The sequence below is a fragment of the Aeromicrobium sp. PE09-221 genome, assembly GCF_002174305.1.
Taxonomy (GTDB): domain Bacteria; phylum Actinomycetota; class Actinomycetes; order Propionibacteriales; family Nocardioidaceae; genus Aeromicrobium.
This window is the reverse complement of the sequence record NZ_MIJB01000040.1, coordinates 1-14,197: the sequence shown is the minus strand read 5'-3', so window position 1 is coordinate 14,197 and position 14,197 is coordinate 1. Positions and strand designations below refer to the sequence as shown.

At 63.9% G+C, this 14,197-nt stretch carries 17 protein-coding genes and 2 pseudogenes; 9 read left to right on the top strand and 10 right to left on the bottom strand.

The window, feature by feature from the left end; genetic code table 11:
- A pseudogene (locus BHE97_RS18440) lies at positions 1-203 on the bottom strand (IS3 family transposase); the annotation flags it as partial.
- A 232-nt stretch (positions 204-435) separates the two neighbouring features.
- Here BHE97_RS18440 and BHE97_RS21040 point away from each other — a divergent pair.
- The gene (locus BHE97_RS21040) at positions 436-561 is read left to right on the top strand and encodes a hypothetical protein (RefSeq protein WP_272896924.1); all 126 of its coding nucleotides are present in this window, start codon (positions 436-438) and stop codon (positions 559-561) included.
- Positions 562-614: 53 nt separating this feature from the next.
- On the opposite strand, the gene BHE97_RS18435 is transcribed toward BHE97_RS21040, so the two are convergent.
- Positions 615-833, bottom strand: coding sequence for a hypothetical protein (locus tag BHE97_RS18435; RefSeq protein ID WP_087625506.1), 219 nt, complete (start codon positions 831-833; stop codon positions 615-617).
- Positions 834-1,084: 251 nt separating this feature from the next.
- On the opposite strand from BHE97_RS18435, the gene BHE97_RS18430 reads away from it, so the two are divergent.
- Entirely contained in the window at positions 1,085-1,447 is a 363-nt protein-coding gene (locus BHE97_RS18430) for a hypothetical protein (protein ID WP_087625505.1), read from the top strand.
- Positions 1,448-1,477: 30 nt separating this feature from the next.
- On the opposite strand, the gene BHE97_RS19855 is transcribed toward BHE97_RS18430, so the two are convergent.
- Positions 1,478-1,924 carry a hypothetical protein gene (locus BHE97_RS19855; protein WP_140400260.1) on the bottom strand — a complete coding sequence of 149 codons (447 nt, stop codon included), beginning with the start codon at positions 1,922-1,924 and terminating at the stop codon, positions 1,478-1,480.
- Positions 1,925-2,184: 260 nt separating this feature from the next.
- Between BHE97_RS19855 and BHE97_RS18420 the strand changes: the two genes are divergently transcribed.
- Both BHE97_RS18420 and BHE97_RS18415 read left to right on the top strand, forming a co-directional pair.
- On the top strand, positions 2,185-2,448 hold the full coding sequence (locus BHE97_RS18420; RefSeq protein ID WP_087625503.1) for a hypothetical protein: 264 nt from the start codon (positions 2,185-2,187) through the stop codon (positions 2,446-2,448).
- Between the two features lie 9 nt (positions 2,449-2,457).
- Complete coding sequence (locus BHE97_RS18415) at positions 2,458-3,426, top strand: ATP-dependent Clp protease proteolytic subunit (protein WP_087625502.1); 969 nt, start codon at positions 2,458-2,460, stop codon at positions 3,424-3,426.
- A 4-nt stretch (positions 3,427-3,430) separates the two neighbouring features.
- Here the strand turns inward: BHE97_RS18415 and BHE97_RS20850 are convergent, their stop codons facing one another.
- From BHE97_RS20850 to BHE97_RS18390, 5 genes and pseudogenes are all read right to left on the bottom strand, one after another.
- Positions 3,431-4,045: a site-specific integrase gene (locus BHE97_RS20850; RefSeq protein ID WP_087625501.1), complete on the bottom strand. Its 615-nt coding sequence runs from the start codon at positions 4,043-4,045 to the stop codon at positions 3,431-3,433.
- 113 nt (positions 4,046-4,158) lie between these two features.
- A pseudogene (locus BHE97_RS20845) lies at positions 4,159-4,644 on the bottom strand (hypothetical protein); the annotation flags it as partial.
- Positions 4,645-4,898: 254 nt separating this feature from the next.
- Positions 4,899-5,447, bottom strand: coding sequence for a hypothetical protein (locus tag BHE97_RS18400; RefSeq protein ID WP_087625499.1), 549 nt, complete (start codon positions 5,445-5,447; stop codon positions 4,899-4,901).
- A 44-nt stretch (positions 5,448-5,491) separates the two neighbouring features.
- Positions 5,492-5,665 carry a hypothetical protein gene (locus BHE97_RS20235; protein ID WP_170931499.1) on the bottom strand — a complete coding sequence of 58 codons (174 nt, stop codon included), beginning with the start codon at positions 5,663-5,665 and terminating at the stop codon, positions 5,492-5,494.
- Positions 5,666-5,759: 94 nt separating this feature from the next.
- On the bottom strand, positions 5,760-7,469 hold the full coding sequence (locus BHE97_RS18390) for an AAA family ATPase (protein ID WP_170931498.1): 1,710 nt from the start codon (positions 7,467-7,469) through the stop codon (positions 5,760-5,762).
- Positions 7,470-8,844: 1,375 nt separating this feature from the next.
- On the opposite strand from BHE97_RS18390, the gene BHE97_RS18380 reads away from it, so the two are divergent.
- Positions 8,845-9,729 carry an MBL fold metallo-hydrolase gene (locus BHE97_RS18380; protein WP_236757787.1) on the top strand — a complete coding sequence of 295 codons (885 nt, stop codon included), beginning with the start codon at positions 8,845-8,847 and terminating at the stop codon, positions 9,727-9,729.
- 108 nt (positions 9,730-9,837) lie between these two features.
- Here BHE97_RS18380 and BHE97_RS18375 read toward each other — a convergent pair whose 3' ends face one another.
- Complete coding sequence (locus BHE97_RS18375) at positions 9,838-10,296, bottom strand: MarR family transcriptional regulator (protein ID WP_087625494.1); 459 nt, start codon at positions 10,294-10,296, stop codon at positions 9,838-9,840.
- A 91-nt stretch (positions 10,297-10,387) separates the two neighbouring features.
- Here BHE97_RS18375 and BHE97_RS18370 point away from each other — a divergent pair, with 91 nt between their 5' ends.
- The 4 genes from BHE97_RS18370 to fmdA all read left to right on the top strand — a co-directional run bounded on the left by BHE97_RS18370 (position 10,388) and on the right by fmdA (position 13,792).
- The gene (locus tag BHE97_RS18370) at positions 10,388-11,479 is read left to right on the top strand and encodes a substrate-binding domain-containing protein (RefSeq protein ID WP_201791529.1); all 1,092 of its coding nucleotides are present in this window, start codon (positions 10,388-10,390) and stop codon (positions 11,477-11,479) included.
- A gap of 97 nt (positions 11,480-11,576) precedes the next feature.
- Complete coding sequence (locus BHE97_RS18365) at positions 11,577-11,861, top strand: zinc ribbon domain-containing protein (protein ID WP_087625492.1); 285 nt, start codon at positions 11,577-11,579, stop codon at positions 11,859-11,861.
- 3 nt (positions 11,862-11,864) lie between these two features.
- Complete coding sequence (locus BHE97_RS18360) at positions 11,865-12,476, top strand: AmiS/UreI family transporter (protein ID WP_087625491.1); 612 nt, start codon at positions 11,865-11,867, stop codon at positions 12,474-12,476.
- A gap of 68 nt (positions 12,477-12,544) precedes the next feature.
- Positions 12,545-13,792: a formamidase gene (gene fmdA, locus BHE97_RS18355; protein WP_087625490.1), complete on the top strand. Its 1,248-nt coding sequence runs from the start codon at positions 12,545-12,547 to the stop codon at positions 13,790-13,792.
- Positions 13,793-13,940: 148 nt separating this feature from the next.
- On the opposite strand, the gene BHE97_RS18350 is transcribed toward fmdA, so the two are convergent.
- A partial coding sequence (locus BHE97_RS18350) for a transposase (protein ID WP_140400259.1) occupies positions 13,941-14,197 on the bottom strand: 257 nt, incomplete at its 5' end.

Below are 14,197 nucleotides of genomic sequence, written 5' to 3'. Positions count from 1 at the left end.
TCGGCGTCCTCACTGGTGGCTCCCTGGCGCTGGCCGCCGTCGATCTGGGCCTGGACCACCCAGCGACGCACGGTCTCCTTCCCGACCCCCTCGCGACGCGCGACGGTCTCGGCGGCCGCGGTCAGCGACGAGTACTCCGGCAGATGCTCCAGCACCTGGCGCACGCACCGCTCCTTGACCGCGGGATCGATCTTCTTCGGCATGGTTCGCATCCTTCCAACTCACAAGGATGCGGCATCAAACCTGGGGCGCTTCAGTATCGGCTACTGCGCTTTCCAGTACACAGAACCCAGCCGGTGCCGTGACGGGTCGCAACCGAACCTCGGCCAGAAACTCTTCTCGACTGTCGTTGCAGGCGAATCTCGACCTCGGCACAGGCGGCACGAACAGCGTGGGCTCTATGTACTGGTCACCCCTTGAGGAACGGAGCACACCATGGGAAAGAAAAAGCCCCGCAAGACCCGCAAGCCCATCAAGAGCGGCACCGGCATCGGCCGACCACCCGGCTACAAGCCACGAGACCCCACCGCACCATTCCGCGGCACCATCAACGGCTACTGAGATCGACCCCGAACCCACTGACCGGGTCCGGGGTCGAGCACTGAGAAGCGTCGCTACTTCACCTGGATCCTGGTGCCCTCGCTAATCAGCGTCGCGTAGTCCGTCAGCTCGGGGTCGGTCATCTTGCCGTCCATCTTCGACTTCCACTCGCGGGCAAGTGCTGCCTTCACCGTCGAGACCGGCTTGCCCTTGTAACGACGACTGAACGAGTCGAAGAACCCCTGCGTCTCGCGTCGCACTTCGTTCATGATGTCCTTCTCGAAGCTTCCCATCTGACCTCCTCGTTGTGACCCCGATCACTCGACGTTAGGTGATGCCCCCGACAAGATGCCCATCTCGTCCACAACGCCCGCCCCAACTCCTCTACCCACGTGAGATAACGCGGCCGACGCTCGCGCACTTGGGCCAGCAGGAGGCAGGCAGGAAATCTCAAGCCGGGGTCTGAACATCCCGAGAGATCTTCTGCAGGGTGCTCTCAACGCCGAGCACGAGAACCTCGGCCCGACGCCGGGAGGCAACCATCATGACCACGAAGACCGCCACCAAGAAGACCGCCACCACCGCGCCGAAGACGCTCAAGGACGCCGCCACCGCTGGAGCCGTACGGCTGTTCCGCCAACGCAAGAACGGCACCCTGCGCAGCCTGCCTTACCTCTCACCCGGCAGCGACCAGCGCACCCAAGCCGAAGCCGTGGCTGCACGCCGCGACAAGGGCGAGACCGCCGCCAGCATCGCCGACGACCTCAACCTCTCCATCGCCACCGTCCGCCGCATGATCACCAACCTGCTCCTCGCCCAGCAGATCGAGAACGGCGAGCACGCCGACCGCTACACCCCCGGCGAAACCAAGGTCGTCATCTCCACCGTCGGCGAAGACGCCGCCTGACAGTTCGCAACATCTAACGACCGGGCTGGCCTATACGGCTGGCTCGGTCGGCCCCTTTTCCGAGTCGTCATCACGCGGCTGCAGCCTGAGTGAGTCGTAGATGCCGTACGCACAGACCACTGCGAGGAAGAGGGGAAAGCCCGCCAGGACGGTCCACCACCATCCATCGCGGCCGACGAGATAGGTCGTTCCCCAGAGGGATGCGAGAACGGCGAGAGAGGCGATCGCTGCCATACCCCAATCTCGTCCGGCACTACGGAGGCCGTGGAGTTCGTCTACCTGATGAGCCACGATCGCCGACATCTTCTCGTGTTCAGAACTTCCGGGCTGCAACTTATCGAGTACATCCACGTAGAGACCAAGGCGTGACGCCGCACGATCTAGTGCCCGGAAGCGTGACAATGCCACGATTAGCGAGAGCACCGTTCCGGCAGCCACCAATAGCCCGGAGAGTGTGTCAATCAGTTCCTGGCTCATTCCGCCTTGCCCTCGTGTCGGTAGCCCTGGCAGCACGGTAGCCGCCTCAGCTCGTAGGCCGATGAAGAACGCGCGGGCGGCCCCCAGCGCCGAGGGGACCATGCTCCACGGTTCTAGCCCGGTTTCTGTCGATCTGGTCGGCTGAGCGCTGCGCGGGGCAACGGCAGTGGCAGCTGGTTCGGGCGTGTAGTTGGTCGAGCCCGTGGTCGAGCAGCCTTGCGTCGGGACATCCGAGCAGGCCATCAAGGACCCGACCCTCCGTGAGCACGTACGACACGAGCCAGAATTCACGGCGTTCGGCGGTGGGCGACACCGTCATCTGGTTTACTGGCAGTATCACGACCACTAGGGAAGGCAAGGCTAACATGACTTCGGAAGAGCGTCGCCAAACCGAGATTGACGCCGTCTTCACGACCATGCACTTGGAGTCACCGCAGGCGCGAGCCAGTTTCGCTGCGATGGGCTTCGAGCGTCCAGCAGCTCAGTTCAACGTGGTCATCGCCAACACCTCGAACCCCTTCTAACGAACCTACATGCCGAACTGGGCACAACTCCTCAGCGAGATCAATTCGCAAGGCAGCGTTCACGATGTAGTCCGGCGACGATACGTCAAGGAACTCAGTAACCTCACCGGGCGCAATGTCATCGTCTATTACTCGGGCTGGCTTGAGAAGCAAGATCTCATCCGGCAGGGCCTGACAGGGTTTGAAGTCAACGACAGTGACAAAAATGGGTTCATGGCCGTCATCCACGGCATGGATCGGTCCAAAGGGCTCGACCTCATTCTTCACACGCCCGGTGGAGATATCGCAGCAACGGAATCGCTTGTCGATTATTTGAGGGCCATGTTTAAGAACGATATTCGCGTCATCGTTCCGCAGTTGGCAATGTCGGCCGGAACGATGATCGCGCTCAGTTCTGACGAGATCATCCTCGGAAAGCACTCGAGTCTCGGACCTATCGATCCACAAATCAATGGCGCTCCGGCACACGCAATCAAAGAAGAGTTTGACCGTGCGACCCGAGATATATCTATAAACCCCGCTTCAATTCCCGTTTGGCAACCAATCATCGCGAAGTACAGTCCGACGCTGATCGGTGAGTGTGAAAAGGCAATCGACTGGTCGAATAAGATGGTCAAGCAGTGGCTTGAAACAGGGATGTTTCGCGACCATTCAGACAAAGAGTCTAAGGCTGATCGAGTGATCAGCGAGCTAGGTGATCACGCATTGACACAGACGCATGCCCGCCACATCTCATTCGAGAAGGCGGCTGGGTTGGACCTGAAAGTCACAAGGCTGGAGAGCCTCGGACAGGACATGCAAAATGCCGTGCTCTCAGTTCATCACGCCTGCGGTCTGACCGTCTCGTCAACTCCAGCTTTCAAGATCATCGAGAACCAAAACGACGTTGGTTTCATCTCCTCGGCCAACATGATGCTAACTCCCGCTCCTTTCCAGGCAATGCCACAGCAGCCCGGACCTGACCCGCAACAGCCCTGACGGCTCAAACGCCTTCGCCGCTCACCACTACGAGATGTGCACGGTGATCAGCGGCACGCTGCTGGGCATCGGCGAACATGCGCTCGATGAGCTCCCGGTCGCGCGGGTCGTCCTCGTAGGCGTGGGTATAGACGTCCATCGTGACCTTGATCGTGCTGTGCCCCGCCCACTCCATCAGGACGTTGGGCGGAACGCCCTCCCTTGCCCGCAGACTTAGGAAGGTGTGCCGCAGGGTGTGGAAGCGGGTGCCTTCGAGGCCAGCCTCATTGCAGGCCGCTCGCCACTTGCGCTTGTAGAAGTTGGCGTGGCGGAAATACTCGTTCGGTCCGGCGAAAACGTAGTCGTTCGGCCCGAGCCCCTCTTCTTTGACGTAGTCGGTCAGCTGCTTCATGACGGCTTCTGGAACGGGCACTCGGCGGCCTCTGGACTTCTTCGTCTTGGTGGTGCCGGGACGAAGGGTGCCGCCCAAGTCCTCGATTGTCTCCCCCACCTGGATCGTGCTGCGTAGCGCGTCGAGGTTCTGCACACGGAGGCCTGCGAGTTCGCCGGCTCGGAAGCCCGTCCATAGGCCCACGAGGCCATAGAGTCTGAACCGGCCAGCGGGTAGCGCGTTGACAATCGCTTCGGCCTGCTCGGCGGTGAGTGCCTGCCTTCGTACTCCCCCTCGGACTGGCCGCGCAGGTCCTCGCGGTGTGGTTCGGCTGGGTTTTTGCGGACGTAGCCCTTGCGGACGGCGTACTTGAAGACGCCGTTGATGGTGTTGAAGACGTGTCGCTCAGTGCCTACCGCGCGGCCCTTTCGGCGTAGGTGCTCGATCACGGCCCACACATCAGCAGGGCGTATGTCATCGATTGCCCGCCGGTCCCAGTGCGAGAGCCAATTGTCCAGGACATTGCGGTAACCGCTGACGGTACGAGCTCGTGCTCCCTTCGCTTCCTTGACTCGCAACCACTCATCAGAGATGTGCTTCCACTTCGTACGGAGCCGGTCAGGGTCGATGTACTCACCGTCCAGAATCTCCACGACTTTGCGTGCCTGGAACGCCTCGGCTTCCTCTTGAGTTCGGAAGCTCTTGCATCGCAGCACGGGCTTGCCGTTGAGGTCGACCCGATCTGGATCGCGATAACGGACCTCATAGCCACGCACGGTGCCGTCGGCGCGATAGCGCTTCCTGATTCCCTGCTTCACGACGTGGGTGCCGCGCTTCTTCCTGGACATTGTGCTCTCGATTCGTTCTCGTGGGCTGGCGAGCAACACCTACAGATCTCATCGGGTGAACTGATAGTTCTCAAGGTGCTCCATCTCGTTTCGGTTTCGCACGCGGAAGCTCGCCGAGCGCCCTGCCAGCTCGGATGCCGCGACGAGCCGCGCCTCGACCAGTGGCCGGACCATTGAGTCGGCCCCAGATCGGTGTCTGCCGTGTGAGGAACGCGGTGTGGCCGCTGGGTGCCGAGCCAGCCGGGGTCCGGGTTCTATGGCCTGCTGTAGTCGGGTGGGTCGGGGTCGGCGAACCTCGGGGCAGCCGTCCGGCGAGCCCGTGGGGTCTTGATGGGATCACCGGTCGGTTGTCGGCGCTCCATCTCCTCCCAGCGAGCATCCGGATCCTCGGGCGCATAGACGCCGTCGGCGTCGGGCTCCAGACGTACGGGGATCTCGTCGTCGTCGATGTCGAGGAAGACTTCGCTCAGCGACTCTTCCCACTTCGCCAACTGCAACTTGACCTCGTTGCGGTTTTCGTAGGTGAGCAGGAACTCCGCGATGCGCCGTCTCTCGGGGTACGGAACGTTGTCGTCGCCCATGAACCGGATCAGCATTGACGCCGCGTCATCCTGCGCCAACGCGATTCGCTCCTGTGCCTTGCGCTTGACCTGTGGGGCCGCTCCACCGTGAATACGGCAGGTCAGACCGCCGTCGATCGGGTAGTTGCCGCACGGCTCACCATTGGTCTTTCTCGCGCTGCACTTCTCGCGCTTGGGGATCAAGCCAAGCGCCTTCCTTCTCTTGCGGTTGCCCTCACTCATCGGGCGCTCCTTCCATAGGTGCGAACCTCCACGGGTTCGCCGGTTCAACCTGCTGCCCACACCAGCGACAGCACGACCTGTACTCCCAGCAGCACGACCAGCGCATGCACCCGAAGGTCACGAGTAGGCCGCGTCCACCCGTCAGCCAGCACGAGCGCCCAGGCCACCCACTGCGCCGCCACCGAGACCACGAGCACCACCATCACGACCCCGCTCATCGAGAGCACCGCCCTCGTCGAGCGCAGCCGTGGCCGCCGCGGGGCAGTGGTGGTGTCCCGGCCCTACTACGTAGAGCAGCCGGGACACCACCACTCACTGGGTGTCCTTTCCGGTGTCCTGGGACACCTGTCCGGACACCGGGACACCAGTGCTCATGTCGGCGAGATAGTGCCGTTTGCTGTTGTTCGGGCCGGACTCGACGCGCACGGTGCCGAACCTTTCTGGATCCCTCATCGCTTCGAGAATTCGGCCGATCTTCTCCTTGGCTCCATGGCCTTTGGCATGGCACGCGTCTTTCACAGCGTTCTGAGTGGCACCGGGGTTCTCACGTAGATAGGTCTCTATGAAGGTCCGGGTCTCGGCGTCAGCTGCTTCCGTGGCGGCGGCCCGTTGCTCAAGGAACTCGCGTGAGGTCGTCGGTAGCGCTAGGAACACTTGAACGCCGTCGTCCTCGTCAGAGTCCACGATCAGATCAGCGATGCCCTTCTTGTCGTCTTGATGCCGCTTGACCTCGCCAGGCCGGTCCTTGTCGATGGTCACTCTGCTCAAACCCTCTCGTCCTTTGACGATCGGCCTGACCGGCTTGAGCCGGTATGCCGCCCCGTCGATCCCGTTGAGTTTCGCTACACCTCCAATTGCCCCACGGCCGGCCGATCCCTCTTCGCTCTTGGGCAAGTGATCGAGCATGACGACGGCCGCACCCGTCGCGGCCATCGGGCGGAGGAGAATCTGGAAGAACTCAGCGATCTCGTCGTTAGCGTTCTGCTTCCAGCTGTTCTGAACCATCGCTTCAGTGACGCCGTCCACAACCACTAGCGACGGCCGATCTCGCCTCAGGGCCGCAAGCACCGCTTCCCGGACAGGCTTGAACGCTTCATCTGGCTGGATATACCGGAAACCACGTTCGATCACCTCAGGCGGACAGCCCATCGAGATAAGCCGCCGCACCACTCCGTGGCGTGTGTCCTCGAAGTCGAGGTAGTAGACGACCCTGCCGGCCTCCAGTTCTTGATGTGCTGCGTGGAGAGCGAGCCAAGTCTTGCCCGCTTCGCTTTCTGAGATCAGTGCGTGCACCCGGCCCGGGTAGAACAGCGCGACGTCACTCTTGATACGTCGGCAGATCGTCGGGGTCTCTGGCTCATAGGAGTCGGCCAAGACGTCTTGCAGCTCTTGCACGGCCCAGGATCCGATGTAGGCGTCTGGTAAGTCCCAAGCAGTCGCTCTACCGACGATGGCTCGCAACTCCGACCCGCGTCCGGCGTTAAAGAGATCGGACAAGTCGCCCTTGTCTCCGAGATCGTCGGGTAGCTGAGCGATAGCGACGGAACGGGCTACGTCCTGCAGGTCCTCAGCGACGCGCTGAGCGCCCTTTTGTCCGGCCTCGTCAGCGTCGTAGACCACGATCACGTCCATACCGGCGAGACGATGCCTGTCGGCCTCGGGAACGTGCGCGCCTTCTCCGCCCGTGTGCGTGACTGCTTGCCACCCGTGCTCGACAGCCATAAGTGCATCCCATTCGCCAGCGCAGTAGAGCGTCCGCCGATGAGGGTCCAAGTCGTCGCCGGGGACATACAGGCGGTTCCCGTAGCCGGGCAGCCCCTTCATCTTCGGCTGACCTTTCGCCGGGTCAGGTGCGTACAACCGAAGACCGACGCAGCGATCGTGCTCGTCAAAGACCGGAATGGTGTAACGCTGGTGCTTCGTGCTCCACCCAATGAGTGCAGCATCGATGCTCTCCTCACTCAGCCCTCGACGTTCCACGAGTACCGAGCGCTTCTCCGCATCCCCACGCAGCGCCAGCATCCATGCACCCTCACGCACGATCGGCAATGGCTGCTGGACAGCCCGCACTGGGGGTTTAGAACGCTTCGCGGGTGCCTTAGGCCCGTGGGCCGGACGGAGCAGTTCCGGCGGCACTCCGGCCTTAACCAACGCCGCACGGATCGTCGCGTAGTCACAGTGGCGCGCGTGGCAGTAGACCATCGGGTAACCGGTAGCGCTAGCTTTACCGCGCGAATCGTGGGAGCCGATAGACAGGCTCTGAAGGTCGCGATCCTCGTGGCAGACGGCCCGCGTATAGATTGAGACCTGCCCACGAGTCTCCGATGTCTGCCACTTCATCGCGACCGCGATCTCTCGTACTCGCTCCGCAGCCCTCGTTAGTTGCTCCGATGGTTGACTCTTCTGCACCATGGCTCTACTCCCGTCCGGCGGCTTCAACGGTGGCGAGTGCTCGTCCCGCGTGCACAGCGCGGGACGAGTAGCGCGCGGCGCTCACGAGCGACCCCTCTGCTGCCAGTAGGCGGCAAGATGCGCTGGCATCTCCCCCGTGGAGTAGGTGCGCGGCTTCTGACTGCTAGCACCTTCGTTAATCCATCGTGTGACCTCAGTGAGGCGAAAACGGAGCCGCTGGCTCCGACTGGTGCGTGGAAGCGGCACGAGGTGGCCGTAGCGCACGGCCTTGTAGACCTTCGTCTCCGAGCAGCGGAGCTTGTCCGCCACCTCGGTCAGGGTCAGGATTGCGTCATATTCAGGAATCGTCGGTAGGCGCCCCATTGGTCTCTCCTCTTGATGAAGAGCGGTATCGCGCGCTCGGGCATGCAAAAGCCGGTCAGCACGGCACCACTCCGGTTGATCGGATGTGTGGTGCCACTGACCGGCTACGTGTCGCTCGGGGCCGACTGAACGGCTCGCCCTGCTCATCAAGTAACCGCTGTGCGTCCTCCGGCCTGCAAGATCAGACTTGTCCTTCGGAACAGCAGCGGTGTGAAGTTGTGCCGCCAACAGTAGTACACAAGCCCTGACCCACGCGCTGTAACGGCTGACCGGCTTCGACCACGTTCTCCGGGCCTGAGACCCTGCCCAATGGTCTCCGCGGTGTTCGACTCCGTGGACCAGCCGTTCGGCGACTCTCCCATCAACTACACCAATCACTGCAATGTCAGTGATTCTTGAGGTCGCAATCGTATGATCTCCGCCGCTGGGGAGTCGCTTCGACCTCGGCCTGAAAAGCGGAAGGTCGCCGGTTCGACCCCGGCCCTAGCCACGGTGAGAGCGCCGAATCCCGAAGCGAAGCGAGGGGTTCGGCGCTCTCGACGTCTCCAGCCTCATGAGAGCGCCGACTCGCCTGCGTGCCGCGCTCTCCCTGACCTCGGCATGGAGCACTACCGTGCTGTTCATGCCCGGATCGCTCCTGCCCGACGCCATCGTCCCGGGATGGACAGAGGTCGCGCCCGGCGTGTTCCAGCGACGATACGAGCCGGAAGACGTCTCGGTCGGCGTGATCGTCGGCAGTACCGGGATCACCCTGGTGGACACCCGCAACAACCCTGCCGAGGCCGAAGAGATCATCCGCGATGTGAGGGATGCCTTCGCCCTGCCGATCGTGACCGTTGTGAACACCCACGCGCACTACGATCACACCTTCGGAAATCAGGTCTTCGCCGAACACGGCATCCCCATCTACGGACATCACTTGATCCCCCGGCACTTCGCCCACCACGAGGGACCGAGGTTGCGCGAGGTCCAGGAACAGCCTGAGTGCGGGCCGGATAGGGACTGGGGAGAGGTAAGACTGACACCGCCCACAGTCCCGGTCGAGGCGCCGCTTCGCATCGACCCCGGCGGACGCACGATCGAACTCCTCCCGATCTCGGCCGGTCATACGGACACCGACCTCGCCGCCCTCGTTCCCGACGCGCGGGCTTGGTTCCTCGGGGATGTCATCGAGGAATCAGGGCCACCCATGTTCGGCTCGGGCTCCTACCCGCTCGACTGGCCCGATGCGCTGGAGGGACTGCTCGACCGGATCCGGTCCGGTGACGTGCTGGTGCCGGGGCACGGGTCGGTCGTCGACCGCGACTTCGTCGAGCGGCAGGCAGACCGACTGCGTTCCGTCGCGGAGTGGATACGCGACGCATTCGCGGCCGGCAGATCACTCGACGATGTCCGACCCGAGCGTTCGCTCGAGGAGTACTGGTCCGAGAGCTTCCTACGCTCTGCCCTGGAGGACGGCTACGCACAGCTGTCGAGCGCTCGGAACCTCCCCGATGACGGAGCGTAGGCAGCGATGGCGGCGAAAGAGCGTCCGTTCTGGCCACGGCAATGGACGCTGAGCCACCTCCCAGAGCTAGAAATGGACGCTGAGTCACCGATCTGGTGGGGCGAGTCGCTAGGCTCCGGGGTCGTCCAGCGGAGAGATCCGACGCAGCAGCCGCGTCAGCTCGTCGCGCTCCCTCGTCGTGAGGCGGGCCGTCGCGCGATCCTCCGCGGCGCGGATGCGCGGACGCAGGTCGTGCGTCGTCTCCCGTCCCCGTTCGGACAGGTGGACGTGCACGCGCCGCCGATCCCCGCGATCAGCATTGCGGTAGACGAGAGCGCGGCTCACCAGCCGATCGACGATCCGTGTCAACGTCGCGCCACTGATCCCGGTCGCCGTCGCGAGGGCCGTCATCGTGCACGGGCCGGTCACGTCCAGATAGTCGAGGACACTCCACTGATCGACCGATAGCTGATCGGGGGCGAGCACGGTCCCGATATCGCGGTTGACGCGCCCGGCGACCAGTGTGAGCAGACGGATATCGACCCTGCCCCCCAGGTGCGCGGATTGCCCCGCTGCCGTTCCGCCCATCGGCGCCCCTTCCCAAGTGGCGACCGATGTCCTACGTTGGTCGCATCCTTTTCAGATGAAAATACCATCTGGAACACCCATGGTGGTTGCGATGAACAGACAGTCGGCGAGCCGGGGACGCAAGGGAGCGGTGACCGCGGACGCGATCCGGATCGGCCTGGCCATCCCGCTGCAAGGTCCGGGCGGCATCTTCGGCCCCTCCTGCGAGGCGATCGCCGAGCTCTGCCGCCGGCAGACGAACCAGTCCGGCGTGCTCGGCCGACCGATCGAGTTCGAGGTGATCGACGCGGGCCAACGACCCGAGGAGGTCGCCCGCGACGTGCGGGGCCTGATCGAGGCCGACCGCATTGACGCCCTCACCGGGTGGCACATCTCCTCGATCCGGGAGGCGGTCGCTCCCGTGACCCAGGGGCGCATCCCGTATGTCTACACGTCATTGTACGAAGGCGGCGAGTCGCGGGCCGGCGTCTTCTGCGCCGGCGAGACTCCCGTCGATCAGATCGGCCCGGCCCTGGCATGGCTCCGGAACGAGGTCGGCCTGCGGCGCTGGCACATCGTCGGATCCGACTATGTCTGGCCGGTGCGATCGGCGCGAGCCGCCTCCGCCTATGCCAAGGCCCTCGGTCTGACTGTGCTGAGTACGAGCTTCTCCCGCTTCGACACCCAGGACTTCGGCACGATCCTCGACACCATCGAGCACGGAACCCGCGCCGATGGCGTGCTGATGTTCCTCGTCGGCCAGGACGCGGTGCGTTTCAACCGGGCCTTCGCCAAGCGCGGCCTCGACGAGGAGTTGATCCGGTTGACGCCGCTGATGGAGGAGAACATGCTGCTCGCCTCGGGCCCGGAGGCCACCCGCGACCTGTACGTCGCGGCCGGCTACTTTCGCTCCCTGCCCACCGGCCACTCCCTCGACTTCGTCGGCGACTACACCGCCGCCTTCGGCCCGGAGGCACCACCACTGAACAACCAGGGCGAGTCCTGCTATGAGGGAATCACTCTCCTGACCTCCCTCTTCGCCGCTGCCCAGGACACCTCGCTCGAGGCCGTCTTGCGGGTGTCCGAGGGCCTGGGCTACGACGGCCCGCGCGGCGCGATGGAGCTGCGATCCGGCCATCTCAAGCAGACCGTCTATCTGGCGAAGGCGGACGTCACGGACTTCGACGTCGTCACCTCCCTCTGATCCCAGCGCTCATCCGCGTCGGTCGATGCCTGGCGACCACCTCTTGACATTTACTTTCAAATGAAAATATTGTGATTGAAATCACTGGAGGTACCCCATGCCGACCTACACCTACACCTGCCGCGACTGCGGATCCTTCGATCTGATGCGCACCATCTCCGGCCGCGCCGAACCGGCGCACTGCCCGGCCTGCGACCGCGAGAGCATGCGCGTGATCAGCACACCGCACCTGAGTCGACTCGACCCCTCCCTCGACCGCGCCGTGACGGGCGCCGGCCTCAGCAGCGAGAGCCCCGGCGTCACCCGGCACATCCCGTCCGCCGCACGGAACACTCCCCCGCCCGCACGGCGCCCGGGCCACCCCTCACTGCCGAGACCGTGACCCATGTCCTCCGTCGGACTCATCTACGTAGGGATCGTCCTGGTCGTCAACGGCCTCCTGCTCCTCAACTGGGTCACACCTCGTGAAGCCGCACCGCTCAATCTGTTCGTCGGCGCGCTGCAGGTGGCGACCCCGACCTATCTGATCGTCATCGCCGCCGGCGACGTGGACGCGATCTTCGCCGCCTCCGGGATCTACCTGTTCGGGTTCACCTACCTCTGGGTCGGGATCAACGCGGCCAAGGACATCAGCAACCCTGGCTTCGGCTGGTTCGCCCTGCTCGTGGCCCTGTGCACCGTCGTCTACGCCACCGAGAGCTTCGTGCGGGCCGATGACGCAGGTTTCGGCGTCATCTGGCTGCTCTGGGGCGTCCTGTGGTTCCTCTTCTTCCTCGTGCTCGGGCTCGATCGCCCGGCCCTCGGCCCGGCCACCGGCGTCTACACCATCGTCACCGGGGTCATCACCACCACAGCAGCCCTCATGACGCTGCTCGGCGGCTGGAGCGGCGACTGGATGGCCGCGGGCGTGATCGCGGCCATCGGCGTCCTCACGCTCGCCGTGGCGGCGCCGGCTGCGGGATCGCTCACCGCCAGGGACCGGGAGGTGGTCGACTGATCGCCCCTGCCACGCCTCAGACCACATCCACCCAGTTCCCTTCCACTTCCGACAGATAGGTGATCTCCATGCCTGACGTGATCTTCAGCGTCGATCAGTCCAAGTCCATGACGGACCAAGCCGTACCGGGCCACAACCGCTGGCACCCGGACATCCCCGCGGCCGCAACGGTCAAGTCCGGAGCGACCTACCGGATCGAATGCAAGGAGTGGACGAACGGCCAGATCGGCAATAACGACTCGGCCAACGACGTCCGCGATGTCAACCTCGACTTCAACCACATGCTCTCCGGGCCGTTCGCGATCGAGGGCGCCCAACCCGGTGACCTGCTCGTCGTCGACATCGTCGACATCGGCCCCGTCCCACAGACCCAGGGCGACAACTGCGGCGAGGGCTGGGGATACTCCGGCATCTTCTCGAAGGCGAACGGAGGCGGCTTCCTCACCGACTACTACCCCGATGCCTACAAGGCCATCTGGGATTTCAACGGGCAACAGTGCACATCTCGTCACATCTCCGGGGTGCGCTACACCGGCATCCAGCACCCGGGCCTGGCCGGCACCGCGCCCTCACCGGACCTGCTGGCCCAGTGGAACCGGCGCGAGCAGGCGCTCATCGACACCGAGCCGAACCGGGTCCCGCCGCTCGCCATCCCCCCGACGATCCCCGGAACCCTCGCAGGGACCGCTGATGAGGCCGTGGCGGAGCGGGTCGCGCGAGAAGGCGCCCGGACGGTGCCTCCGCGCGAGCACGGCGGCAATATGGACATCATGAACTTCACCCGCGGAAGCCGGGTGTTCTATCCCGTCTACGTGGACGGGGCGATGTTCTCGATCGGCGACCTGCATTTCAGCCAGGGCGATGGCGAGATCAACTTCTGCGGAGCCATCGAGATGGGTGGCTTCGTCGACCTGCACTTCGAGCTCATCAAGGGCGGCATGGAGACCTATGGGGTCACGCACAACCCGATCTTCATGCCCAGCCGCGTGGAGCCGGTGTACTCCGAGTGGCTGACCTTCACGGGCATCTCAGTCGACCATCGCGATGACACCAATCTGTACATGGACGCGACCGAGGCCTACCGCAACGCGTGCCTCAACGCGATCTCCTATCTGGAGAAGTGGGGGTACACGGGCGAGCAGGCCTATCTGATCCTCGGGACCTCCCCGATCCAGGGCCGGCTCAGCAGCGTCGTCGACATCCCCAATGCCTGCTGCACGGTGTTCCTGCCCACGGAGATCTTCGATTTCGACATCCGTCCCGGAGGCAAGGGGCCGGTGAAACAGGACCGCGGTCAGGTCGCCGTGGCCTCCTGACTCGCAGCCCCAACCCGTTGAGTGTGACGTTTGGACGGTCAGAAGCGCGTTTTCACCATCCAAACGTTCCCCCGAGGACTCCGCTTCGCTCCGTCCAGGGCGGTACCCCCACACTCAACGGGTTCGCGGGAGGATGCTCCTATGGATGTCAAGCTGCCTTCGGTGTTTGCTGACTCGGGAGATTGGTCGCGGTGAGGACGTAGTAGACCTCGCGGGCGATGAGGCGTTTGAGGCAGCGGATGATGTCCTTTTTGGACAGGCCCTCTTCGGTCCGTCTGCGCATGTATGCCTGGGTGCGTGGGTCCCAGCGCAGTCGGCACAACACGATCCGGTAGAGGGCGGCGTTGGCCTGTCGGTCTCCGCCGCGGTTTCGCCGGTGGCGGTGGGTCTTGCCCGCGGATGCCG